General features: G+C 66.1%; 25 protein-coding genes. 13 read left to right on the top strand and 12 right to left on the bottom strand.

The genetic code is table 11. From position 1 onward, the window contains the following. Positions 1-233: 233 nt before the first annotated feature. On the top strand, positions 234-1,496 hold the full coding sequence (locus tag CBY09_RS20305; RefSeq protein ID WP_165773953.1) for a putative Na+/H+ antiporter: 1,263 nt from the start codon (positions 234-236) through the stop codon (positions 1,494-1,496). Between the two features lie 21 nt (positions 1,497-1,517). Here CBY09_RS20305 and CBY09_RS20300 read toward each other — a convergent pair whose 3' ends face one another. Further along, positions 1,518-1,952, bottom strand: a complete 435-nt coding sequence (locus CBY09_RS20300) for a DUF1841 family protein (protein ID WP_063458898.1) — start codon at positions 1,950-1,952, stop codon at positions 1,518-1,520. 218 nt (positions 1,953-2,170) lie between these two features. Here CBY09_RS20300 and CBY09_RS20295 point away from each other — a divergent pair, with 218 nt between their 5' ends. Then, positions 2,171-2,392 (top strand): hypothetical protein, encoded by a 222-nt coding sequence (locus tag CBY09_RS20295; RefSeq protein ID WP_205734180.1) that lies wholly within the window; start codon positions 2,171-2,173, stop codon positions 2,390-2,392. Between the two features lie 176 nt (positions 2,393-2,568). Here CBY09_RS20295 and CBY09_RS20290 read toward each other — a convergent pair whose 3' ends face one another. After that, positions 2,569-3,369 (bottom strand): IclR family transcriptional regulator domain-containing protein, encoded by an 801-nt coding sequence (locus CBY09_RS20290; protein WP_094291378.1) that lies wholly within the window; start codon positions 3,367-3,369, stop codon positions 2,569-2,571. A 91-nt stretch (positions 3,370-3,460) separates the two neighbouring features. Here CBY09_RS20290 and CBY09_RS20285 point away from each other — a divergent pair, with 91 nt between their 5' ends. The 5 genes from CBY09_RS20285 to CBY09_RS20265 all read left to right on the top strand — a co-directional run bounded on the left by CBY09_RS20285 (position 3,461) and on the right by CBY09_RS20265 (position 7,980). Next, positions 3,461-4,162 carry a 3-oxoacid CoA-transferase subunit A gene (locus CBY09_RS20285; protein ID WP_094291377.1) on the top strand — a complete coding sequence of 234 codons (702 nt, stop codon included), beginning with the start codon at positions 3,461-3,463 and terminating at the stop codon, positions 4,160-4,162. Between the two features lie 29 nt (positions 4,163-4,191). Beyond that, on the top strand, positions 4,192-4,842 hold the full coding sequence (locus CBY09_RS20280) for a 3-oxoacid CoA-transferase subunit B (RefSeq protein ID WP_094291376.1): 651 nt from the start codon (positions 4,192-4,194) through the stop codon (positions 4,840-4,842). 35 nt (positions 4,843-4,877) lie between these two features. Further along, complete coding sequence (gene pcaF / locus CBY09_RS20275; protein WP_094291375.1) at positions 4,878-6,089, top strand: 3-oxoadipyl-CoA thiolase; 1,212 nt, start codon at positions 4,878-4,880, stop codon at positions 6,087-6,089. After that, positions 6,086-6,829 carry an SDR family NAD(P)-dependent oxidoreductase gene (locus CBY09_RS20270; protein WP_094291374.1) on the top strand — a complete coding sequence of 248 codons (744 nt, stop codon included), beginning with the start codon at positions 6,086-6,088 and terminating at the stop codon, positions 6,827-6,829. The genes pcaF and CBY09_RS20270 overlap by 4 nt, the downstream gene beginning before the upstream one ends. 146 nt (positions 6,830-6,975) lie before the next feature. Beyond that, positions 6,976-7,980 carry a Bug family tripartite tricarboxylate transporter substrate binding protein gene (locus CBY09_RS20265; RefSeq protein ID WP_094291373.1) on the top strand — a complete coding sequence of 335 codons (1,005 nt, stop codon included), beginning with the start codon at positions 6,976-6,978 and terminating at the stop codon, positions 7,978-7,980. 101 nt (positions 7,981-8,081) lie between these two features. Here the strand turns inward: CBY09_RS20265 and CBY09_RS20260 are convergent, their stop codons facing one another. Next, positions 8,082-8,684 carry a short chain dehydrogenase gene (locus CBY09_RS20260; RefSeq protein WP_094291496.1) on the bottom strand — a complete coding sequence of 201 codons (603 nt, stop codon included), beginning with the start codon at positions 8,682-8,684 and terminating at the stop codon, positions 8,082-8,084. A 129-nt stretch (positions 8,685-8,813) separates the two neighbouring features. On the opposite strand from CBY09_RS20260, the gene CBY09_RS20255 reads away from it, so the two are divergent. Next, complete coding sequence (locus CBY09_RS20255; RefSeq protein ID WP_094291372.1) at positions 8,814-9,701, top strand: LysR family transcriptional regulator; 888 nt, start codon at positions 8,814-8,816, stop codon at positions 9,699-9,701. Positions 9,702-9,767: 66 nt separating this feature from the next. Here CBY09_RS20255 and CBY09_RS20250 read toward each other — a convergent pair whose 3' ends face one another. The 7 genes from CBY09_RS20250 to CBY09_RS20220 all read right to left on the bottom strand — a co-directional run bounded on the left by CBY09_RS20250 (position 9,768) and on the right by CBY09_RS20220 (position 16,259). Further along, positions 9,768-10,211, bottom strand: coding sequence for a PaaI family thioesterase (locus CBY09_RS20250; RefSeq protein ID WP_094291371.1), 444 nt, complete (start codon positions 10,209-10,211; stop codon positions 9,768-9,770). Next, entirely contained in the window at positions 10,208-10,900 is a 693-nt protein-coding gene (locus CBY09_RS20245; RefSeq protein ID WP_094291370.1) for a transglutaminase-like domain-containing protein, read from the bottom strand. The genes CBY09_RS20250 and CBY09_RS20245 overlap by 4 nt, the downstream gene beginning before the upstream one ends. Before the next feature lie 105 nt (positions 10,901-11,005). Beyond that, complete coding sequence (locus CBY09_RS20240; protein ID WP_094291369.1) at positions 11,006-11,650, bottom strand: trimeric intracellular cation channel family protein; 645 nt, start codon at positions 11,648-11,650, stop codon at positions 11,006-11,008. A gap of 158 nt (positions 11,651-11,808) precedes the next feature. After that, complete coding sequence (locus CBY09_RS20235; protein ID WP_094291368.1) at positions 11,809-12,159, bottom strand: hypothetical protein; 351 nt, start codon at positions 12,157-12,159, stop codon at positions 11,809-11,811. Then, positions 12,156-12,986, bottom strand: coding sequence for a hypothetical protein (locus tag CBY09_RS20230; RefSeq protein WP_094291367.1), 831 nt, complete (start codon positions 12,984-12,986; stop codon positions 12,156-12,158). The genes CBY09_RS20235 and CBY09_RS20230 overlap by 4 nt, the downstream gene beginning before the upstream one ends. 47 nt (positions 12,987-13,033) lie before the next feature. After that, positions 13,034-14,176, bottom strand: a complete 1,143-nt coding sequence (locus CBY09_RS20225; RefSeq protein WP_094291366.1) for a PepSY-associated TM helix domain-containing protein — start codon at positions 14,174-14,176, stop codon at positions 13,034-13,036. Between the two features lie 31 nt (positions 14,177-14,207). Continuing rightward, positions 14,208-16,259 carry a TonB-dependent siderophore receptor gene (locus CBY09_RS20220; protein ID WP_240515803.1) on the bottom strand — a complete coding sequence of 684 codons (2,052 nt, stop codon included), beginning with the start codon at positions 16,257-16,259 and terminating at the stop codon, positions 14,208-14,210. Between the two features lie 637 nt (positions 16,260-16,896). Between CBY09_RS20220 and CBY09_RS20215 the strand changes: the two genes are divergently transcribed. After that, entirely contained in the window at positions 16,897-17,604 is a 708-nt protein-coding gene (locus tag CBY09_RS20215) for a YgdI/YgdR family lipoprotein (protein WP_133066315.1), read from the top strand. A 231-nt stretch (positions 17,605-17,835) separates the two neighbouring features. On the opposite strand, the gene kefC is transcribed toward CBY09_RS20215, so the two are convergent. Next, complete coding sequence (kefC, locus tag CBY09_RS20210; RefSeq protein WP_094291363.1) at positions 17,836-19,746, bottom strand: glutathione-regulated potassium-efflux system protein KefC; 1,911 nt, start codon at positions 19,744-19,746, stop codon at positions 17,836-17,838. Positions 19,747-20,171: 425 nt separating this feature from the next. Here kefC and CBY09_RS20200 point away from each other — a divergent pair, with 425 nt between their 5' ends. The 4 genes from CBY09_RS20200 (at position 20,172) to CBY09_RS20185 (ending at position 23,225) form a co-directional block, all read left to right on the top strand. Then, positions 20,172-20,810, top strand: a complete 639-nt coding sequence (locus CBY09_RS20200) for a LysE family translocator (RefSeq protein ID WP_094291362.1) — start codon at positions 20,172-20,174, stop codon at positions 20,808-20,810. Between the two features lie 130 nt (positions 20,811-20,940). Next, complete coding sequence (locus CBY09_RS20195; protein WP_094291361.1) at positions 20,941-21,558, top strand: ParA family protein; 618 nt, start codon at positions 20,941-20,943, stop codon at positions 21,556-21,558. Between the two features lie 96 nt (positions 21,559-21,654). Continuing rightward, entirely contained in the window at positions 21,655-22,119 is a 465-nt protein-coding gene (locus CBY09_RS20190; RefSeq protein WP_094291360.1) for a MaoC family dehydratase, read from the top strand. Positions 22,120-22,292: 173 nt separating this feature from the next. Beyond that, on the top strand, positions 22,293-23,225 hold the full coding sequence (locus CBY09_RS20185) for a LysR family transcriptional regulator (protein ID WP_094291359.1): 933 nt from the start codon (positions 22,293-22,295) through the stop codon (positions 23,223-23,225). Between the two features lie 19 nt (positions 23,226-23,244). Here CBY09_RS20185 and CBY09_RS20180 read toward each other — a convergent pair whose 3' ends face one another. Further along, on the bottom strand, positions 23,245-23,772 hold the full coding sequence (locus CBY09_RS20180; protein ID WP_094291358.1) for a tRNA (cytidine(34)-2'-O)-methyltransferase: 528 nt from the start codon (positions 23,770-23,772) through the stop codon (positions 23,245-23,247). Between the last annotated feature and the right edge of the window lie 14 nt (positions 23,773-23,786).

The raw sequence follows: 23,786 nt of genomic DNA, 5'->3' as shown, positions 1-23,786 counted from the left end.
AATTGGTCCACGCACCCCAAAGCCCGCCTTGGCGGGCTTTTTTCATGGGGGTGCGGGCGCAGGCGCCCCTCACCGGTGAGCGGGCCCTTGCCAAAGTCGCGGGCGAGCCTGAACGCGCCCAGCGCCTACAAGGGGTTTTGGTGGGCCTTTGTAGAATAGGCGCGGGTGTCGCAATCATGGGGTTCGGCAGGTTCATGCGCTGGTCGGGCCGCCGCGCGGCTTTTCTGCGACCCATGAACTCCTCTCCGACCCTGATCCAAGTGATCGGCGCCGTCCTGTTCGGACTGGCCATCCTCCACACCTTCTCCACCAAGTTCTTCGAGCATCTGGCGCACACGCAGCCGCGGCATGCGGGCATCTGGCATTTGCTGGGTGAGGTGGAGGTTGTCTTCGGCTTCTGGGCCATGGTGCTCATGCTGTTCATGTTTTCCATCAGCGGAAAACAGGAGGCCACGGCCTACCTGGACTCGCGCAATTTCACGGAGCCCTTGTTCGTGTTTGCGATCATGGTGATCGCTGCCACCCGCCCCATCCTGGAGCTGGCCGGGGCTGTGGTGCGCGCGCTGGCGGCCCTGCTGCCGGTGCAGCGCGGCATGGCCATGTACTTTGTAGTGCTGGCGGTGGTGCCCCTGCTTGGCTCGTTCATCACCGAACCCGCAGCGATGACGCTGGCGGCGCTGATGCTGCGCGATACGCTGTTCTCGCAGCCTCTCTCCAGTCGTCTGAAGTATTCGACACTGGGCGTGCTGTTTGTGAACATCTCGATCGGTGGAACCCTCACGCCTTTTGCGGCGCCGCCGGTACTCATGGTGGCTGCCAAGTGGAACTGGGACATCTGGTTCATGGTGTCCCACTTTGGCTGGAAGGCGGCAGTGGCCGTGCTGATCAACGCGGGCATCGCGATGCTGATTTTCCGCAACCAAGTCGGGCACATGGGCCGCAAGATGCCTGCCTCCGAGTCCCCGGTGCCATGGAGCGTGACGTTGGTGCACCTTTTTTTCCTGGTGCTGGTGGTGGTGTTTGCCCACCATCCCGCCGTGTTCCTGGGCCTGTTCCTGTTCTTCATGGGGTTCACCACGGCGTACCAACGCTACCAAAGTCCGCTGATCCTGCGCGAGGCGCTGCTGGTGGCGTTCTTCCTGGCCGGGCTGGTGGTGCTGGGCGGCTTGCAGCAATGGTGGCTGCAGCCGGTGCTCATGAAGATGGACGCCAACGCCGTGTTCTTCGGCGCCGCAGCGCTCACCGCGTTCACCGACAACGCTGCGCTGACCTACCTGGGCTCGCTGGTCGAAGGCCTGAGTGACGAGTTCAAGGTGGCCCTGGTGGCGGGCGCTGTGACGGGGGGCGGCCTGACGGTGATTGCCAACGCGCCCAACCCGGCCGGGGCATCCATCCTGAAGGAAAAGTTTTCGGACGGCGTCATCAACCCGCTGGGTCTGCTGCTGGGCGCGTTGCCACCCACGCTGGTGGCGGTGCTGGCGTTCAGGTTGTTGTGACCGCCATGACCCGTGCGGGGCTCAGTCCCGCGTGGCGCGCCGCTGCACGCAGGCGATGTAGGCCTCGCCATCGGGCGGGCGGCCTGCGCGCTGGCTCTCCCACAGCATCTCGCCCAGGCAGTCCATGGCGGCGTGGTGTGCATCGTGCAGCGAATCGAGGCGTGCCGTCAGCAGTTCCACTGCTTGGCGGATGCCGCGCGGCTGGTCGATGCTGCACTGCTCGCTGATTGACAGGTGCATCGACAGGTGCAAAAACGGATTGGTCTGGCCGGGCGTTTCGTCGTAGTTGCGCGCCACGGCGGCATCGGCATCCGACAGGTCGGCGTGGTATTCGGGGTGCTCGGCGATCCACAGGCTGGCCAAAGTTTCGATGGCTTCCATGGGGGCGCCGCTCTGGGTCTTGGCGTGCACGCCGCACAGAAAGCGGCGCACATCGGCTTGGGAGGGGCTGAACATGGAGCGTGAGGGTAGCACGCAGGGCAAGGGCCTGGCACGCGCAGGGGCGGGTGAGGACGAGGGCAGGGCGGTGCGGGTCGCGCCCGCGCGCTACAGGGCGCCGGGGCGGCGTCCTACGCGGGCGGCGGGTTCGCGCACCTACATTGGGCTGGCGCAAAGGCAGGGAGCCGGGTCCCCTTTGTTGCGTCCTCAAAGCCCGGCATGTTGGGAGAACTGTCATGAAGGCAATGCGAATTGTGGGTGTGCTGCTGCTGGTGCTGGGCCTGGCCGGTTTTCTGACCGGGGGCTTCAGTTTCACCAAGGAGAGCACCCAGGCCAAGCTGGGCCCGCTGGAGCTGACCGTCAAGGAGAAGGAGTCCGTCAACATCCCGCAGTGGATGAGCCTGGGCGCCATGGTGATCGGCGGCGTGGTGCTGGTGCTGGGCTTTCGCAAGCGCTGAGGCGTTTCGCTGGGCCTGTGTCTTGGGGCGCGGGCCCGTTGTGCCTCAGTCCATTCAGCGCAGCGAGCGGTTGGTGTTGATGCCCCGCGCCTTGCACCCACGCACGGCAAGGGCCACCGGGGTTTCAGCCCCGGCTGCTCGTTGCGCTGAGTGCGCGATACACCCGTCGCCGGATCTCAGCCGCGTGGCGCACCCATCATGCGTGAGATGGTCCGAGCCGCGCTCAGCAGTGCGGGCAACAGCGTCTCCTGCATCATGGCGGCACTCGTGCGGTTGGCCTGACCGCTGATGTTGAGCGCCGCCACCGTCTGCCCTGTACGGTTGGTCAGCGGCGCAGCAATCGATATCAAACCCTCTTCCAGTTCCTGGTTCACCAGGCACCAGCCCTGCTGCCGCGCCTGGCGGATGTGGGCCAGCAGTGCATCGACATCGGTGGTGGTGTGTTCAGTAAAACGCTGCATGGGGTGGCCCTGCAGCCGGGCCTGCAGTTCGGCGTCCGGCAACCCGGCCAGCAGCATGCGGCCCATGGACGTCCAGCACGCGGGCAGGCGCGAGCCCACGCCCAGCGTGGTGCGCATGATCTTGTGCGTGGGCACGCGCAGCACATAGACGATGTCCAGGCCGTCGAGCACGGCGGCCGATGACGACTCGCGCACCTCTTCCACCAGGTCCTCCATCACCGGCTCGGCCAGGTTCCAGATGGGCAGCGACGAGAGGTACGCAAACCCCAGGTCCAGGATGCGCGGGCTCAGGCGAAACAGCTTGCCGTCCGTCTCCACATAACCCAGCGTCTGCAGCGTGAGCAGGATGCGGCGCGCACCGGCGCGCGTGAGGCCCGTCTGCGCGGCGACTTCACTCAGGGTTTGCTGCGGCGTGGCCGCGCTGAACGAGCGGATCACCTCCAGCCCGCGCGCGAACGACTGCACATAGCTGTCGCTCGGTTTGGGGTCTTTGGCTTCAGGGGTTTGGGAATTCATACGTATGCCAACTATAATTCTTTAAGCGAACATTTGTTCTATATGCGAACAAATTTCAAAGAGACAACAGAGAAACCAAGAAAGCGTTGCAATGATCAACAAACTGGCGGACTCGGTGGCCCAAGCCCTTGCGGGGGTGAAGGATGGTGCCACGGTGTTGATAGGCGGGTTCGGCACGGCCGGCATTCCGGGCGAGCTGATCGATGGCCTCATCGCCCAAGGGGCGCGTGACCTCACGGTGGTCAACAACAACGCAGGCAACGCCGACCAGGGCCTGGCCGCGCTGCTCAAGGCCGGGCAGGTGCGCAAGATCATCTGCAGTTTTCCGCGCCAGGTCGATAGCTATGTGTTCGACGGCCTGTATTGCAGTGGCAAGCTGGAGCTGGAACTGGTGCCCCAGGGCAACCTGGCCGAGCGCCTGCGCGCTGCGGGCGCGGGCATTGGCGCCTTCTTCTGCCCCACGGCCTATGGCACCGAACTGGCTGCGGGCAAGGAAACGCGCGAGATCAACGGCACGCACTACGTGCTCGAATACCCCATCCACGGCGATGTGGCCCTGATCAAGGCCGAGAAGGGCGACCGCTGGGGCAACCTCACTTACCGCATGTCGGCGCGCAACTTTGGCCCCGTGATGGCCACCGCTGCCAAGACCACGATTGCCACCGTGCACGAGGTGGTGGAGTTGGGCGCGCTGGACCCCGAAGCCATTGTCACGCCCGGCATCTACGTGAGCCATGTCGTGAAGATCGCGCGCACGGCCACGCAGGCGGGTGGATTCAAAAAATCAGCATGAAATTGGCACCTACCGCCTGAGGAGTAAGCGTGAGTAGCTATCAAAAACGTAGTAAAGACGAACTGGCGAAACGCGTGGCGCAAGACATCCACGACGGCGCGTACGTCAACCTGGGCATCGGCCAGCCGACCCTGGTGGCCAACCACATTCCCGCGGGCCGCGAGGTCATCCTGCAAAGCGAAAACGGCATTCTGGGCATGGGCCCTGCGCCCGCTGCGGGGCTGGAGGACTACGATCTGATCAACGCGGGCAAGCAGCCCGTGACGTTGCTGCCTGGCGGTGCGTACTTCCACCACGCCGACAGCTTCGCGATGATGCGCGGCGGCCACCTCGACATCTGCGTGCTGGGCGCGTTCCAGGTGTCGGCCACGGGCGACCTCGCCAACTGGAGCACCGGCGAGCCCGGCGCCATCCCCGCCGTGGGCGGGGCCATGGACCTGGCCATCGGCGCCAAGCAGACCTGGGTGATGATGGACCTGCTGACCAAGCAGGGCGCCAGCAAGATCGTGACGCAATGCACCTACCCGCTCACCGGTGTCGCGTGCGTGAAGCGCATCTACACCGATCTGTGCACACTGGCCTGCACACCCACCGGGCTGCAGCTCATCGACACCGTGCCCGGCCTGACGGTGGCCGAGCTGGAGCAACTGGTGGGCCTGCCCATCCGTGCAGCCGCCTGACCGAATCCACCCCTAAGTAACGAGGAGACAAAACCATGAGCCCACAACGCCAAGCCTTCATCTGCGACGCCATCCGCACCCCCTTCGGCCGCTACGGCGGCGCGCTCTCCAGCGTGCGCACCGACGATCTGGGTGCCATCCCCATCAAGGCGCTGATGGAGCGCAACCCTGGCGTGGACTGGGCCGCGGTGACCGACGTGCTCTATGGCTGCGCCAACCAGGCCGGCGAAGACAACCGCAACGTGGCCCACATGGCTAGCCTGCTGGCGGGCCTGCCCATCGACGTGCCCGGCGCCACCATCAACCGCCTGTGCGGCTCGGGGCTCGACGCCGTGGGCACCGCAGCGCGCGCCATCAAGGCGGGCGAGGCGGGCCTGATGATTGCAGGCGGCGTGGAGAGCATGAGCCGCGCGCCCTTCGTCATGCCCAAAGCAGAGTCGGCCTTCAGCCGCAACAACGCGGTGTACGACACCACCATCGGCTGGCGCTTCATCAACAAGCTGATGAAGGAAAAGTACGGCGTCGACTCCATGCCCGAAACCGCCGAGAACGTGGCCACCGACTTCAAGATCGAACGCGAAGCCCAGGACCAGATGGCCCTGCGCAGCCAGCTCAATGCCGTGGCTGCGCAGAAGGCCGGCCACCTGGCGCGCGAGATCGTGCCCGTGCACATCCCGCAGAAGAAGGGCGACGCCATCATCATCAGCCAGGACGAACACCCGCGCGAGACCAGCCTGGAAGCGCTGGCCAAGCTCAAGGGCGTGGTGCGGCCCGATGGCACGGTGACGGCCGGCAACGCATCGGGCGTGAACGACGGCGCCTGCGCGCTGCTGCTGGCCGACGAAGCCAGCGCCGCCCAATACGGCCTCAAGCCCCGCGCCCGCGTGGTGGGCATGGCCGTGGCCGGCGTGGCCCCGCGCATCATGGGCTTTGGCCCCACGCCCGCCACGCAGAAGGTGCTGGCGCAGACGGGCCTGACCATCGACCACCTGGACGTGATCGAACTGAACGAAGCCTTTGCCGCACAGGGCCTGGCCGTGCTGCGCGCGCTGGGCATCCAGGATGACGACGCCCGTGTGAACGCCTGGGGCGGCGCGATCGCGCTGGGCCACCCGCTGGGCGCGAGCGGCGCCCGCCTGGTCACCACCGCTGTGAACCGCCTGCACGAACACGCCGGCCAGTACGCGCTGTGCACCATGTGCATCGGCGTGGGGCAGGGCATCGCCATCATCCTGGAGCGCGTGTGACCGTGGCAGATTCCAAGAGTATTCCCGTCACCGTCATCACCGGTGCGAGCAACGGCATCGGCCGCGCCATCGCCGAGGCCGTGCTGGCCCAGGGCCGCGCCGTGGTCAACCTGGACTACGTGCTGCCCACCTGGAGCCACCCGCTGCTCACGTCCTACCAGGGCGACCTGACCGACGAGGCATCGACCCGCGAACGCGCGGCCGAGATCGCTGAAAAGCACCACGTGACCGCGCTGGTGAACAACGCCGGCGCCACGCGCCCCGGCACCATCGACACCGCCACGACGGCGCAGCTCGACGACGTGGTGGGCCTGCACCTGCGTGCACCCATGCTGCTGGTGCAAGCCTTTTTGCCCAGCCTGCGCGCGAGCGGCCAGGGCCGCATCGTGAACATGTCCTCACGCGCCGCACTGGGCAAGGGCGAGCGCATCGTCTACTCGGCCACGAAGGCCGGAATGATCGGCATGACGCGCACGCTGGCCATGGAACTGGGGCGTGACGGCATCACCGTCAACGCCATCGGCCCGGGGCCGATTGCGACTGAACTCTTTCGCCAGAGCAACCCCGAGGGTGCGCCGCAGACCGAGCGCATCCTCAAAAGCATTGCGGTGGGCCGCATGGGCACGCCCGACGACGTGGCGCGCGCGGCGCTGTTTTTCCTCTCGCCCGACAACGGTTTCGTGACGGGCCAGGTTCTGTACGTGTGCGGAGGCGCCACCCTGGGAGTGGCGCCTGTCTAGCAACCTGAACTGATCTTCCCTGCCGCCTCGCAAGGGGCGCACCCCCGTTCTCGCCCGCAGGCCTTGGCGCCCGGTTGAGGCCACGGCGCGGCCGGATGCCGCGTTCGCGAGACCCATTTCATCCACCTTCCTGAAGGAGACAAACCATGAACCGTTCCATCACCACCACCCGCCGCTTCGCGCTGTCGGCCGCCGCATGTGCCGCCATCGCCGGTGTTGGCGTGCTGGGCAGCAGCGCTGCGCTGGCCCAGGCCTATCCGAACAAGCCCGTCACCATCGTCGTGCCGTTCGCGGCCGGCGGCACCACCGACATCCTCGCGCGCATCATTGGCCAGGCGCTGACCACGGAACTGGGCCAGTCGGTCATCGTGGACAACCGCGCGGGCGCGGGCGGCAACATCGGCGGCGCGCTGGCCGCCAAGTCGCCGGCCGACGGCTACACGCTCTTCATGGGCACGGTGGGCACGCACGCCATCAATGCCGCGCTGTACAAGAAGATGCCGTTCGATCCCATCAAGGACTTTGCGCCGCTCACGCGCGTGGCCAACGTGCCCAACCTGCTGGTGGCCAACCCTGCCCAGCCCTACAAGAGCGTGAAGGAGCTGATCGCCTATGCCAAGGCCAACCCGGGCAAGGTCAACTTCGGCTCGTCGGGCAACGGCAGCTCCATCCACCTGTCGGGCGAGCTGTTCAAGAGCCTGGCCAAGGTGGACATGGTGCACGTGCCGTACAAGGGCAGCGCACCGGCCGTCACCGACCTGCTGGGCAACCAGATCGGCATCATGTTCGACAACATGCCCTCGGCCATCCAGCACGTGCGCTCGGGCAAGCTGGTGCCCATTGCCGTGACCACCGCCAAGCGCTCGCCCGAGCTGCCCAACGTGCCCACCATCGCCGAAGCCGGTGTGCCGGGCTACGAGGCCACGTCGTGGTTCGGCATGTTTGCACCTGCGGGCACGCCTGCGCCGGTGCTGGCCAAGCTCAACAGCGCACTGGTCAAGGTGCTGAACCAGGCCGACGTGAAGAAGAAGATCAACGAACAAGGCGCCGAGGCCTACAGCGAGACGCCTGAGCAGTTTGCTGCCTTCATCCAGGCCGAGTCGGTGAAGTGGGGCAAAGTGGTGAAGGAGTCGGGCGCAAGTCTCGACTGATCTGCGCCTTTGATCACCGCAGCTACCAAATTGATAGCTGCTGCCGCTTGTTAGACGGGCGGCAGCAGCTATTTTTTTCTTTCAAATCCAGGTGGTGTGGCTCACTGTACCCGGTACACCCGCCCCGTCTGCGCCCCTTCCACGCTGCGCTGGTAGCCGCGCGCGGCACGCTCGGCAGACACTGTGTCAAACCCTGGGAAGAACGGCCCGTACACGCCCACAGATTCGGTGAGGATGGTGGGGCTCACGGCGTTGATGCGCAGGCCGCGCGGCAGCTCAATGGCGGCAGCGGTCACAAAGCCCTCGATGGCCGCGTTCACCGCCGTGGCATTGGCGCCGTTGCGGATGGGCTCGATCGACAGGATGCCCGCCGTCAGCGTGATGGAACCGCCATCGTTCAAGTATTTCTGGCCCACCAGCGCCAGCTGCACCTGGCCCAGCAATTTGTCCTGCAGGCCCAGGTTGAACTGCTCGGCCGTCATTTCCGCCAGCGGGCCAAAGTGCAGGTTGCCTGCGGTGCTCACAATCGCATCCACCTTGCCCACCGCCTCGAACAGTTGGGCAACCGCGCCTGGTTGCGAGAAGTCCGCACGGTGCGTGCCGCTGCTGCGGCCCACGGTGATCACGTTGTGGCGTGCGCCCAGGTTGGCCAGCACGGCCTGGCCGATGGTGCCGCTGGCGCCGATGAGAAGAATCTTGGACATGGTGTTTTCCTTGGGTGTCAAAAAGGGTTATGAGGAACTGACAACCCGATTCTTTTGCTAATCAATCAATGCATAAAGTGCCTACAAGTTATGCTTGAACTAACTATTGATTAGGAATATCCAGGAACCATGGACAAGCTGCGCAATATGGAAGTCATGGTGGCCGTGGTCGAGGCGGGCAGCTTTGCCGCCGCAGCGCGTCAGTTGCAGATATCGGCGGTGATGGTGGGCAAGCACATCCAGCAGCTCGAAGCCCACCTGGGCGCCCGCCTGTTCCAGCGCAGCACGCGCCAGAACAGCCTGACCGAGGTGGGCGCCGCGTTCTACGACGACAGCAAACGCGTGCTGGAGCAGGTGCGCTGGGCCGAGTCCGCTGTAGAGCGCAGCCGCGCCGTGCCCCAGGGCCTGCTGCGGGTGAGTGCGCCGTTCACGCTGGGCAACCACGTCATCGCGCCGCTGGTGGCCGACTTTCTGCAGCGCCACGACCAGGTGCGTGTGGACCTGCAGCTCACCGACAGCGTGGTGGACCTGGCGGGCGAAGGCTTTGACGTGGCCGTGCGCATCGGCCAGGTGGTGAACGAGGGCCTGGTGGCCCGCCCGCTGCGTCCCTACCGCATGGTGATTGCCGCAGCACCCGCATATCTGCAGCGTTACGGCACGCCCGAACGCGCGGCCGACCTGGCGCGGCACCAATGCCTGAGCCACTCGGTGTGGCAGCGCCGGGTGGAGTGGACGCTGCGCGACGGCAAGGAGGAGTTCTTCTGGCCCGAGAACGCGCGCTTTGTGTGCAACCAGGGCGACGGCCTGCGGCAGGCGGCGCTGCGCGGCCTGGGCCTCATCATGCAGCCCGAGGTGCTATTGGCCGACGATCTGGCCAGCGGCACGCTGGTGCCGGTGATGCAGCACTGCCTGCCCGTGCCGCGCCCGATGCACCTGGTGTATGCGCCCGACCTGCGGCAGCTGCCCAAGCTGGCGCGGTTTGTGGAGCATGTGGTGGGGGCGCTGGGCGTTGCCTGAGCGGTGCAGGTCAGGCTTGCGCGCCGGGGTGTGCGGCTTGGGGCCTTGGGTTTGTTGCCCAGGGGCTCACTCCACCGCGTTGCTTGGCACCGCAGGCCCGATCTTGAACACCCCGCTCACCCGCGCACAGGGCACGCCATCTGCGGTGACCAGCCCTTGCGCAAACACCAGCGAGCGCGTGACGCGCAGCGGCTCGGCCTCGCCCTGCACCCAGGCGCCCAGCGGGGCGGGGGCCAGGTAGTCGATCTGCAGGCTGATGGTGGGCAGAAAACGGTCGGCCACCTGGTCGCTTTTGCGGTGCACCGACAGCGGCAGCAGCATGTCGCAAAAGCTGGCCATCATGCCGCCGTGCAGGTTGTTCATGGGGTTCACATGGCGGCGCTCCACGCGAAAGCCGAACTGCACCACGCTGCCTTCGTGGCGCAAGTAGAGCGGGCCGTTGTGCTGGATGAACGGGCCGCCGGACTGCAGCGGCGCAAAGCCCGGCGGGATCTCGGCATGGCTGCTCATGCGCGTGCCTCTTTCTCCACATCCTGCGCAAAGCTGGCGCCCTGCAAGCTGCTGTGGGTGGCGCCGTCCTCGGGTAGCCAGCCGCTGTACACCGTGCGGAAGTCCGCCACGATCTGCGCCAGCGGCATGTCGTCAAACGCGCCGCGCTGGTGCACATATTCCATGTGGCGGGCGCCGGATTTGTCGAACGGGTGATAGATCGAATCTTTCTCGCCATCGAACTCCAGCGGCAGCAGCCCAAAGCGCTCGCACAGCTCGATGTTGAAAGCGGGCGTGGCCTTGCGCCAGGTGCCATCCAGCCAGATGTCGGTGTAGCCATGCCAGATGAAGAGATCGGTCTTCATCGTCTCGCGCATGCGCTCGGTGCTGAGGTGGTTGCGCACATCGGCAAACCCCATGCGCGCCGGGATGCCTGCCGCGCGGCACACGGCGGTGAGCAGCGCGGCCTTGGGCACGCACCAGCCGTGGCCGTTGGCCAGCACCGTGCTGGCTGCCATGCCCTGCGGCGACAGGTCGATGCGGTACGGGTCATACCGAAAGCCGTCGCGCACGGCCAGGTACAGGGCCATGGCGCGTTCGCGGTCGGTGGCGCCGTGCGCATGTTGGGCAGCAAAGGCCTGGATGGAAGGGGCGTCGCTGTCGATAAGTGCCGTGGCACGCAGGTGGGCGGGCGTGGGGGTGCTGGTCATGGGCGGTTGTCTCCTGCAGTCTGTCGAAGTTCAGTGTGTGGCCTCTGTGCCCCCGATGCTGTCACAGGCGCGCCAGCCCGGCGCGGCAGGGGCTCGATGCCCCCATCACACCCGCCACGCAGGCAGCTCCCAGTTGCGCCATAGCGCAAGCCCACGCAGCCCGGCCGTGAGCAGCACGCAGACCGCCAGCGGTGCCCAGTCGGGCGCTTGCACCTGGCGCAGGGCCACGTCGGCCCAGCCACCCGCAAATGCGCACAGGGCATAGGGCCGGTGGTCGCTGAAGGCCTGGGGCACCTCGTTGCACAGCACGTCGCGCAGCACGCCGCCAAACACGCCGGTGGTCACGCCCATCATCACGCTGATGATGGGAGGCATGCCGATGGCGGTGGCAATGTCCACGCCCACGGCGGCGAAGAGGCCCAGGCCGATGGCGTCGGGCAGCAGCATGGCGCGTTCGGTGGGCTTGAAGTGGCGCTGGCGCATGAACAGCATGGCGCCCACACACAGGGCCAGGATGCCCCAGACAAAACCCGTGTGGCGCACCCAGAAGAAGGGACGCTGGTCCAGCAGCAGGTCGCGCAGCGTGCCGCCGCCAAAGGCGGCCACAAAGGCCACCACACACACGCCCACCACGTCGAGCCGCTTGCGCGCGGCGGCGATCACGCCGGACAGCGCAAAGGCCACAGTGGCGGCCACTTCCAGAAGAAAGCGCAGGGTGTGCACCCAGGGGGCGTCGAGCAACTGGTCCATGGGCGCGATTGTGCCGTGGAGCGCACGCGGCGCCGGGCGAGTCGTTGTGCGTGCGATTGCTATAAAAAATATAGCTACAAAGGCATACTGATCAGGCGCAAAGGCCTGTTTTTTCTCATATCTCAGGTTGGGTACACCCGCAGAGAGGCGCCCCCGGCTTACCCCCGCACCAGCAGCCACCCCAGCGCCACCACACAACCCGCGCCCCCCAGTGCCCCCAGGCGCCACGCCCAGCGCAGCGCGGCCTGCGGCCACAGGTTCATGGCCAACACCAGCAGCCAGCCCAGGGCCATCCAGGCGGCGATGACCAGGGCCACCCCCGCAGTGGGCCCGGCGGCAGTGACCGCCGCCATGCCCTGCAGCACCATCGTGCCCAGCGCGATGGCCCAGGCCCGGGTGCGGTCTGGGGTGCCGTCGCCCCAGGCGCGGGTGGGCACGGACCGCGCCCAATGGCTCAGGCCGATCAGCGATGCCAGTGCGGCACTGGCGCCGATGAGTTCCTCGGTCATGCGGCCTCCGAAGGGTGGTGGCTGCGGGGCTGCGCCGGTTGCCGCCGCAGGGCACGCAGCAGGTGCTGCCGCCGTAGCAGCGGCGCGCCTGCAGCGGCCATGCACAGCACCGCAGCTGCGGCCCACTGCCACAGACCCGCCTTGGCCGCCAGGCCGCCAAAGGCCAGCGCGGCCAGCAGCCACAGCGCGGCCGAGGTGCGGGGCGCCCAGTGGCGCAGGGTGGCGGCAGGCAGGGCCACCAGCATCGCGAGCAGCAGGCCCAGCATGCCCGACGAGCGCGCGGGCTCGGTCGCGACGATGTGCGCCAGACGGAAGGATTCCACCGCCAGCACACCGCTCAGCCAGAACGGCCCGTGGGCCAGCACCACACCAACGCCCCAGCCGCGCGGATGCCAGCGGCGGCGGTTCGTGGCGGGATGTGTTTTGGTGCCTGCGGTGGCCGCTGCATGGCGCACCACCTTGCGCCGGGGCGCCTGCACCCGCTGGGGCCCGATAAAGGCCGCGATGCCTGCGCAGGCCAGGCCCACGGCAACCAGGCTGGCGAACATGGCAGGCGCCAGCGCGCTGCCCAGCGCGAGGCCCGTGATGCCCGCCAGGGCCAGCAACCCGCCCGCGCCGCCCAGCGCCACGCGCCACAGCGCCAGCGTGCGCAGCGCCCATGCAGCCAGGGCCGACAGCAGCAGCCACACGCCGATGAGGGCCCACACCGCCCACACGGGCCGCTGCGCCAGCGAGGGCAGGCCCGAAGGCCCCCACAAGTGCACAAACACCGCCACGATCAGCGCGGCGGGCGTGGTGGCATGCAGGGCCAGAAATAAACGTTGCATGGGGAGCGAAGCTGCGAAGCTATGAAGGGGGACGCTTGGCGTTGGTGTCAGCCCGCAGCCGCGATGCCGCCCGCTGTGGCCTGCGCAGCCTCCGCCTCGCGCCTGCGCTGCTGGCGCGCATCCAGCCAGATCAGCGTGCCCGAGATGGACAGGAACGCGGGTGTCATGCCCAGAAAGAAATACAGCCATTTCAGCGCCAGCCCGCCAAAGTCGCCAAAGTGCAGGGGCTCCATCAGCCCATTGACCAGCGACCAGAAGCCCGCCGTGCGCGGGTCGTGCACCTTCTTCGGCACGCCCGTGGCGGCATGGATGTCCACCCGCGCGGTGCTGGCCAGGTGATCGCGCAGGTTGCCGGTGAAACCCACCTCGGCCGTGCTGCTGCCCCAGCGGCGCAGCGACACATAACGCGCCTCCAGCCCCGGCACGGCCTGCTGCGCGGTGGCATACAGCGCGTCCAGCGACTGCATGGGCACGGGCTCGCTGGCCTCTGCCTTGCGCGCGGGCTTGGCGGCGGCCATTGCTGCAGGGGTGGTGATGTATTGGTAGCCTTGCTCAAACAGCGGCGCCAGCCCCATCCATGCGCCTGTGGCCGCGATCAGGATGTGAAAGCCCAGCCCCCAGATGCCCGCAGACTTGTGCAGGTCTGACATCACCACCCGAAAGCTGCGCCCCCAGCGCTGGGTGAACAGCTCGGCCAGGATCTTGCGGTGGATGACGATGCCCGTGGCAATCAGCACCAGCATGGCCGCGCCGAGGAACCCCACAATCCAGCGCGGCCCGAAGAACAAAAACACATGCAGCATGCGCAGGTACTGGCCCAGCTGGCTGTCCACCGGGCCGACCACCGTGCCCGTGTCGGAGCGCAAGGCCACCTTGGTGCGCGTGTTGGCAGGCGCGCCGCGCTCGCGCACAAACGCGAAGTAGCTGGGGTTGACGGCATCCGGCAGCGCAATGGTCTCCACCGTGGCGCCGGGGTAGCGGGTGTGCAGCTGGGTCAGCACCGCATCGAGCGACGCAGGTTTGTCAGAGCGCGGCAGCTGCGCCAGCGACGGATTGGCCCACAGGTCGATCTCGTGCTTGAACACCACCACCGCACCCGAAAAGCACACGATGAACATCAGCAGCCCTGTGACGATGCCTGCCCAGGAGTGCAGGGTGAACAGGCGGTTGAGCGTGCGCTGGCTGGTCATGGCGTGCAGGCGGCAGGGGTGGCGTGCTGTGTCAGAAGAAGTAGGTCACGCCCAGGCTGAAGTTGCGCGGTAGAGAAGGCGAGACCACGTTGGCGTTGATCGCGCCGTCGTAATACGCCTTGTTGAACACGTTCTTCACGCCCGCGGTCACGCGGTAGTTCTCACCCACGTAGCTGATGGACGCATCGGCCACAAAGTACGAAGGCAAGGTGAACGGGTAGGAGCCAATCTGCTCGCTCACATACCGCCCGCCCAGGCCCAGCGTCACGCGCTGGTACTGCGGCAGCTTGTACGTGGCCCAGGCCGTGAGCGTGTGGCGCGGCGTGAGGTTGAGTGGCTTGCCCACGATGGCGGCGTTGGTGTCACGCGTGACCTTGGTCTGCGTGTAGGTGTAGGCACTGGTCAGCTTCCAGCCGTTCTTCAGGTCCGCGCCAAGCTCCAGCTCCAGCCCGCGTGCGCGCTGCTCGCCGGTCTGCACGCTGAAGCCCGTGTTCACTGGGTCGGCCGTGGTCACGTTCTCGCGCACCAGGTCAAACACGGCGAGCGCGCCGGTGACCTGGCCGCCGGGGGCTTCGTACTTCACGCCCGCCTCCCACTGCTTGCCGGTTTCGGGCACAAAGTTCGATCCGCCAAACGTCAGGCCCGACTGGGGCAGAAACGACTCGCCATAGCTGCCATACGCGGCCCAGCCGGGCTTGAACTCGTACACCAGCCCGGCCGACAGCGTGGTGGCGTTGTCCTTCTGGCGCGTCTGCGTGTTGGCCACGCGGTTGTTCGTATCGGTGGTGGACCAGTCGCGGCGCAGGCCTACCAACGCCGTCCAGCCCTGGCCAAACTTGATCTGGTCCTGCACATACAAGCCCGCCACGGTGAGCTTGGCGGGCGCATCCTGCGTCAGCGCCTCGGGGCAGGTGGCCTGCATGCCATACACGGGTGCAAACAGGTCCAGCGCGCCAATGCGGCAGGTGCGGCTGGCCAGCAGGCTGGTGCCGCTGCGCGCATCGAGGCCCGTCACCAGCTGATGCTTCACGCCCAGCGCTTCAAAGCGCGACAGCAGCGAGGTGTCGGTGGCCAGCAGGTCGTAGTCCATGTACTGGCGCGAGGCCTGGCGGTTCTGCAGGCGCTGGTTGGCCTGCAGCGCCTGGTTGGAGACAAAGTTGCCCGTGCCCTTCTCGGTCTCGTAGCGCACGTTCTGGCGGAAGGTCATGGCCTCCGACATCTTGTGCTCCAGTGTGTAGCCCACGGTTTTGCTCTGTACGTCATACCCGCCAAAACTTGGGTCGCCCGTGAACATCGTGACGGGCAGCGTGCCGTTGCGGTTGGGCAGCAGCGTGCCGTAGGGCGTGATGCCCTGCTGGCGCATCCATTGGCTCTGGCTGTAGGTGGCAAACAGCACCAGGTCGGTCTGCGGGCCCAGGTCGATGGAGAGCGACGGCGCAAACCAGCGGTCCTTGCGGTAAACGAACTGCGTGGGGTCGTCCACGTTGGAAACATGCGCATTGATGCGCAGCGCCGTCTTGCCCGATTCGGACAGCGGCCGGTTGATGTCGGCCTGCAGCGTGCGCTGGTCGAAACTGCCCACCTCCACGCCCACCTCGTTGATCGCCTCCTTCTTGGGCCGCTTGCTCACCGCATTGACGATGCCGCCTGGCTGCACCTGGCCATAGAGCACCGAGGCCGAGCCCTTGAGCACCTCAAACCGCTCGTAGCCATAGGGCTGCAGCTTGGCCCACATGCCCGGGCTCTGCACCAGGCCATCGACCAGGATGGACTCGGTGGAGCGAAAGCCTCGGATGTTCAGATCGTCAAACCCCCGGCGCCCAAAGTTGACCGGGCTCACGCCCGCCACGGTCTGCAGCGCCTGCTGCACATTGGTGATCTGCCGCGACTCCATCTGCTCGCGCGTGACCACGCTGACGGACTGCGGGGTTTCCAGCCGCCGCATGGGCGCCTTGCTGGCCGTCTGCGCCTCCACGGGCGCAAAGCCCATGTCTTTTTCGGTGCTGGCGTTGATGCGGACTTCTTGGAGCTGGGGTGCGGCCGTTCCCGCGTCTGCTGCCGGTGTGCTGGGCTGCTGTGCCATGGCGGCCTGGGCGAGGCACAGGGCCAGCGGGGTCAGGGCAAACAACCCGGCCCTGGGGCTAAAGGTGGCGAAACAGGACGGGATGGAACAAAGGCAGATGTGCGAAGAACGCGGTGAAAGCGCCGCGCGCGAAGGCAGAGAAGACATGGAGGTCCCGATGGAGAGAAAGGCGGACAAACGCTGAAGGCGCTGGCTCGCGTGGCTTTTCGGGACGCTGGCTGGCAGTGCTGAATTGTATTGAGAATTATTATCGTTCTTTTGAGTCGCGACGTGCGGACTGCGATATGTCAGTCTTTTCCGAATGCATTGGACTGGTGTCCAGCGTTTGGCAACGGGGTTTTGCGCTGCTCTTTCCACAAGGGTTTGGGATAACCGCCTGCTGGATCCAGAGGATTGCTGCTCGTGCACCAACGCCAACGGCGCGCGTGAATACCTTGATCGTTTTGTACGGATTGACACCCGGGTGGCCATCCGTCGGGGCGTTGAGTAGTCGCTGGGAAATGACCCAAGAGAGGGGCATTGGTTCGCCGCTCAGAAAAAAATGCTGTCTTCCGGGCATTTCCAGCGTTCGTAAACCGTAAGCTCGCCGCTCCGCTACATTGCCAGCCCTGCGCGCGGCCGTGGCGGGAATCTTTCCATGACGCTACCTCCAACCATGAAAAATCGATTTCTGTTGCTCTTAGTTTTTACGCTCGCTTTTGTTCTCAGCGGATGCGCCACCCGGACAAATATGGCGTTTCAGGACGATACAGAGCGACTGACCGAAAAAAGCAAACCCATCTTTCTCCTCACCGCCACGATCAAAAATTCCTACCGAACCTCCCATCAGCCAAAGCTACTGGTGGTTCATGTCGAGAAACCAGGGGCGAAAGAAGCGGCTGACCGCCTGAACTTCACGATGGACGAAAAAGCCAGGCAAGAAGCCGGCTCAGCCGAGTCTGGAAACAGTTACCTGTTGAGGCTGGCACTGGATCCCGGGCAATATGAAATTCGGGGACTCACGAGTTTGGCGAGTTCTTTCCCCATCAATGCCATGTTCTTCGCGCCCATGCATTCCCCTCTGGAAGTCAGCGGCAACGGAGTGTTCTATCTGGGGCACATTGCGGCGACGGTTCGAGAACGCCAGGGCAACGAATTCAAGGCCGGGCCGTCGATTCCTTTGATCGACCAAGCTGTTGCCGGAGCTTCCGGCGGCACATTCGATATCACTATCACCGACAGGTTAGATGTCGACGAGCCGGCCTTCCGCGCGAAGTTTCCTGCTTTGGCAGGTGTTCCGATCAAAAAGGCGATTCTTCCGGCATTTGACCGAGCCAAGGCTCAGCAATGGTGGGAGCTGCACTGAAGCGTGGCACGGCAGCGTGGTTTTTTTTCGGGATCGCCACAGGGCGATGCCATGAGCCGTTGCCTAGATACTTGCGCGTGACTGGTCGTGCCAACAAAGTGACGCGATAACTGTTTGCGCGCAGCTCCATCGCGCGGTTCATGGCGTCTCATGAAGCCTGGAGCGTTACCCCTCCGGTCTCGGATTTGCTATTGACTACGTAGCTACCTACCAGCGGTTGGCAAGCAACCGTTAGAGGCCTTTCTTTTCAAGCTCCCGGGAGCTGGCGGTCGTATCGCCGTCATCCCCGTCTGCTACGCCGCCATACCCCGGATACGCGCCACTTTCCCCGCCCAGCGCCGCACTCTCCTGCCGCTCCCGCGCCATCTGCTCCGCAAACTGGTTGCGGCCTTCTCGCGCGACGGCGATGAATTTGGCGCGGTCCTTGTGGTGCGGGTACATGCGGTCGGCCAGTGCGATGTTGTGGGTGCGAAAGCGCTGGGTGATGGCGGTGGCTTGCGCGGGGGGCAGGCCCATCAGCTCCAGCACCGTGTGGGCGCTTTGCAGGCTGGACTCGAACAGTTCGCGCTGCACCAGCGTCACGCCCAGGTCGCGCAGCTTGTTCCAGTGCGTCACATCGCGTGCGCGGGCCACGATCTGCAGGTGCGGGAAGTGCTCGCGCGCCAGCTTGGTGATTTGCAGGGACTGCTCGGCATCGTCCACGGCCACCACCAGGATGCGCGCGTGTTCGGCCCCGGCGATGCGCAGCAGGTCGAGCCGTGTGGCGTCGCCGTAGAACACGCGGTAGCCGAAGGTGCGGGCCACCTCCAGCATGTCCACACTGTGGTCCAGCACGGTGGTGGGGATGCCCTGGGCCAGCAGCACGCGCGAGACGATCTGGCCGTAGCGGCCGAAGCCCGCGATGATGATGGGCGCCTCTTGGGGTTCGGAAATTTCTTCGGCCTGGGGCGTTGTGTTTTTGAGCTGGGCGTAGCGGCGCAGCAGCACGCGGTCCAGCACCACCAGCAGCAGCGGGCTGATGAGCATCGACAGCGCCACAGCGCCGATGAGCAGCGAGGCGGTTTCGGCAGGGAACACGCTGGCGCCCGCAGCGGCCTGGAACACCACAAACGCAAACTCGCCGCCCTGGGCCAGCAGCAGGGTGAAGACGGGGCGCTCCTGGTAAGGGATTTCAACCACCTTGGCCAGGGCGTAGATGACCACGGCCTTGGCCGCGAGGAAGCCGACCAGGATGGCGGCCATGAGGCCGGGCGAGCGCAGGATCACACCGAAGTCGATGCTCATGCCCACGGCGATGAAGAACAGCCCCAGCAGCAGGCCCTTGAAGGGCTCGATGTCGGCCTCCAGCTCGCGGCGGTATTCGCTGTCGGCCAGCAGCACGCCGGCGAGGAAGGCGCCCAGCGCCATCGACAGGCCCACCAGCACCATCAGGTAGGCAATGCCCACCACCAGCAGCAGCGCGGCGGCGGTGAAGATTTCGGGGGTGTTGCTTTTGGCGATCCAGCGCAGCACGGGGCGCAGCAGCAGGCGCCCGCCGAGGATGATGGCGGCGATCACGCCGACGATCTTGAGCACCTCCAGCACCATCTCACCTGGCGCGTGGCCCGCCCCGTCGCCTGCGGCAGCGCCCAGCACCGGCAGCAGGGCCAGGATGGGGATGGCGGCCACGTCCTGGAACAGCAGGATCGAAAAACCTGCCTGGCCGCTGCTGGTGCGCATGAGGTTGCGCTCGGCCAGCACCTGCAGCGCAATCGCCGTGGACGACAGCGCCAGGCCCAGGGCCCCCACCAGGCTCACGCGCCAGGGCAGGCCGGCCAGCGCGCCCAGCGCAAACAGCACGGCCGCGCAGCCCAGCACCTGGGCCGTGCCGGTGCCGAAGATGGGGCGGCGCAGCGCCCACAGGCGGCTGGGTTGCAGCTCCAGCCCGACCAGGAACAGCATGAGCACCACGCCGAACTCGGCAAAGTGCAGGATGTCCTGCACGTTGCTGACCAGCCCCAGGCCCCAGGGCCCGATGGCGATGCCCGCCGCCAGGTAGCCAATGATGGCGCCGAGGCCCAGCGCCTTGGCGATGGGCACGGCCAGCACGGCAGCGGTGAGGTACAGGAAACCGTAGGTGAGCCAGGTGGGGGCGTGTTCCATAGATAGGCAGAGGGCAATGCAGGCGGTGGCGTGGGGCAGGCGCCGCAGGGTGCGGGCGGGCGTGGGGTTGTCAGGATTCTGGCATTGCCGCAGCGGTTGGGATCCTCTGCACAAATCACCGCGCCGTGTGCATCTGCGGTCTCGGGCGGTCTGCGGCGTTGCAAATACTCGCAATAGCTACGGCTATTGCTGCGTTTTGCGCCTTGCAGCCCATCCCGATCCGCAGCGCCCACTTGCCGCTCGATTCGTGCAGAGGATCCCTTGGGGCGGGTGCGCAAGGCATGGAATTCTTGTGCTTCACTTTTGATAGCTTGTAAGGCAATAGGGTCGCGCAGAAGAGGCCATTTTTATGCAAAAAACCATGGTTGACCTGTGGTGGCGTTGTTAAGATGCGGGCCCTTCTTCGCACACGGGCTTGTTGACTCATGGACTTGCAGACTTGGCTGGCTTTTTTTGCGGCATCGTGCCTGATAGCGGTGTCGCCGGGTTCGGGCGCGGTGTTGTCGATGAGCCATGGCCTGTCGTTTGGCGTGCGCAAGACGGGCGCCACCATCCTGGGCCTGCAACTGGGCCTGTTGCTGATCCTGCTGATTGCCGGGGCGGGCGTGGGCTCGCTGCTGCTGGCGTCCGAGGTGGCGTTCAGCGTGGTCAAGGTGCTGGGTGCCTGCTATCTGATCTACGTGGGTTTCAACCAATGGCGCGCGGGCGATGCGCCCATCGCGCAGGGCGATGCGCACGAGGCCGCTGGCACCTGGCAAAAGCGCTGCCTCACCGGCTTCCTGACCAACGCCACCAACCCCAAGGGCATCATCTTCATGGTGGCTGTGCTGCCCCAGTTCATGACCGACACGCGCCCGTTGTGGACGCAGCTGCTGGTGATGGCCGCCACCACGGTGACGGTGGACGTGGTGGTGATGCACGGCTACGCTTTTGGGGCGAGCGCGCTGCGCCGCCTGATGCGCAGCGCCCGCGCCGTGCGGGCGCAGAACCGCGTGTTTGGCGGCTTGCTGATGGCGGTGGGGGCGGGGTTGTTCTTCGTCAAGCGCGGTGGCCAGCACGCCTGAGGGCGTGTTGCTAGCGTGCGGCGATGTCTTTATGCTCTTGATTTAATAGCTTGAAGCGCTTTCCCATCAGGCGCAGAGGGCTGATTTGGCTTGTATTTTTCATGGACCTGCAGATTCCAAGGAGCTTGTCATGCCAGTAGTTGTTGTCGCCAACCCGAAGGGCGGCGTGGGCAAGTCCACGCTGTCCACCAACATCGCGGGCTACTTTGCCAGCCAGGGGCATCCCGTGATCCTGGGCGACACCGACCGGCAGGAATCCGCCCGGCTCTGGCTGGGTCTGCGCCCTCCGGCCGCGCGCGCGATTGGCAGCTGGGACACCAGCTCGGACGTGATCAGCCGCCCGCCCAAGGGCACGACGCATGCGGTGCTCGACACGCCCGCCGGGCTGCACGGCTGGCGCCTGAACGATGTGCTCAAGCTGGCCGACAAGATCATCGTGCCGCTGCAGCCCAGCGTGTTCGACATCTTTGCCACGCGCAGTTTTCTGGACCAGCTGGCCGAGCACCGCCGCGCCGAGGGCGTGCAGATCGGCATCGTGGGCATGCGCGTGGATGCCCGCACCAAGGCGGCCGAGCAGTTGCACCACTTTGTGGACAGCCTCGGATTTCCCGTGCTGGGCTACCTGCGCGACACGCAGAACTATGTGCACCTGGCGGCGCACGGCCTCACGCTGTTTGATGTGGCTCCGGGCCGCGTGGCGCGTGATCTGGAGCAATGGCAGGGCATCTGTGCATGGCTCAATTCTTGAAGGACAGCGTGAAGCAGAACGTACGACCAGCCCCCCGGGAAAACACCTGTCACCCGGCAGACAAGGCGCGCCTAGGCGCGGGGCTACATTGCGACGATGAAAATCTTCCGCTCTTATTCCGAAGTCAGCGCCTGCGTGGGCCAGGAGGTCGCCGTGACCGACTGGATCACCATTACGCAGGAACAGGTCAACCTGTTTGCCCAGGCCACGGGCGACCACCAGTGGATCCATGTGGACCCCGAGCGGGCCAAGGCCGGGCCGTTTGGCGCGCCGATTGCGCACGGGTTTCTCACGCTGTCGCTGATTCCGCAATTCTTCGAGGCGGGCCTGACCATCGAGGGGGCGCGCATGGGCGTGAACTACGGGCTGAACAAGGTGCGCTTCACGGCACCGGTGCCGGTGGGCAGCCGCCTGCGCGCACGCCTCACCTTGCAGGCTGCAGAGCCCGTGGCACCCGATGGCATGCAGATGACCTGGCTGGTGACCGTGGAGCGCGAGGGCAGCGACAAGCCGGTGTGCGTGGCCGAGTCTTTGGCGCGCAATTTTGGCGCTCCGGCGTAGCAGGCTCCGCATACTCCCTCTCCCCTTGTGGGGGAGGGTGGGGGAGAGGGGGCGCACAGGCACAGTGCCCGGGCTGCGGCCCCCTCTCCCCCGGCCCCTCTCCCGCGAGGGGAGAGGGGAGTGGCTGGATGCCAGCGTTGTGTGTTGGTGTTGTTGGGCAGGAGGCTTGAACCATGGACCGCCTGCAAGCCATGAAAATTTTCGAGCGCGTGGTGGAAGAGGGCGGCTTTGCCGCCGCCGCCCGCGCCATGGACATGTCGCCTCCCGTGGTCACCCGCATGGTGGCCGAGCTGGAGCAGCACCTGGGCACGCGCCTGCTGCAGCGCACCACCCGCAAGCTGGCGCTCACCGATGCGGGGGAGTCGTACCTGCAGCGGGTGCGCGCCATCCTGCACGAGATCGACGACGCCGAGGCGGCGGCTGCCGCGAGCACGCGCGACCTGCGCGGCACCATCCGCATCGTGGCGGCGCCTGTGCTGGCCACCAACTTCCTCGCGCCCATGGTGGCGCTGTGGCATGCCCGCCACCCCAAGCTCATGCTGGACATCAGCATGGACGCCTATGCCTCCAGCCGCGTGGACGAGTTCGATGTGACCATCATGGTGGCGGGCGAGGACTTTGACGCCAACATCGTCGCGCGCTCGCTGGTGCAGGGCGAGGCCATCGTGGTGGCGTCGCCCGACTACCTGAAGCGCCGGGGCATTCCGCGTGAGCCGCAGGACCTGGTGAACCACGACTATCTGCGGGACTCCAGCGCGCCCGTGCGTGCGCAGATGGGCCCGGGCCGCAAGCTGCGCCTGCAGTCGCTGCGGGCCGATGTGCCCGACGAGGAGGTGGAAGCGCCTGCCGTGCTGCAGTCGGTGAGCACCGAGCTGCTGATGCGCGCCGCCGTGGACGGGGCGGGTGTGGCTGTCACCTCGCGCTTGCTGGCCGAGGAGCACCTGGCCCGGGGTGAGCTGGTGCATATCCTGCCAGACTGGATTTTTTCACGCTACACCATTTATGCAGCGCTGCCTTCGGGCCGCATGCTGCCAGCGCGCACGCGGGTGTTTCTGGACTTCTTGACTGAACAGGTGCCGCTGGCGATGGCGGAGAAACGCGGGTAGCTTGGGTAGTGCGGCCCGCTCAGCTGAGCTGCGCGAACCCACTGATGATCGTGCCCTCGGGCTCGACGGTGATCTGGCCGTCGGGCATGGCGAAACTGTTCTGGCGCCAGGCCTCGAACACCGTCACCGCCACGGCGTTCGACAGGTTGAGGCTGCGCTGGCCTGCCACCATGGGCAGGCGCAGGCGCTGGGCGGGTGGGAAGCTCTCACGCAATTCGGCGGGCAGCCCCCGGGTTTCGGCACCAAACACCAACCAGTCGCCCGGCAGGAAGCAGGTGGAAAACACCGGCTGCGAGGCGTGTGTGGTCATGGCGAACATGCGCGTGGGGTCGGGTTGCGCGTCGCGCAAAAAGGCCGTCCAGCCGCTGTGGCGCAGCACCCGGGTGTATTCGTGGTAATCAAGCCCCGCGCGGCGCATCAGCCGGTCCTCCATCGAGAACCCCAGGGGCTCGATCAGGTGCAGCGTGCAACCCGTGTTGGCCGCCAGGCGAATGATGTTGCCGGTGTTGGGCGGGATTTCGGGCTCGACGAGGACGATGTGGAACATGCCCGCTATTGTCT

It is taken from the genome of Acidovorax kalamii, assembly GCF_002245625.1.
GTDB lineage: Bacteria > Pseudomonadota > Gammaproteobacteria > Burkholderiales > Burkholderiaceae_C > Acidovorax > Acidovorax kalamii.
This window is presented reverse-complemented; position numbering and strand designations above follow the sequence as displayed.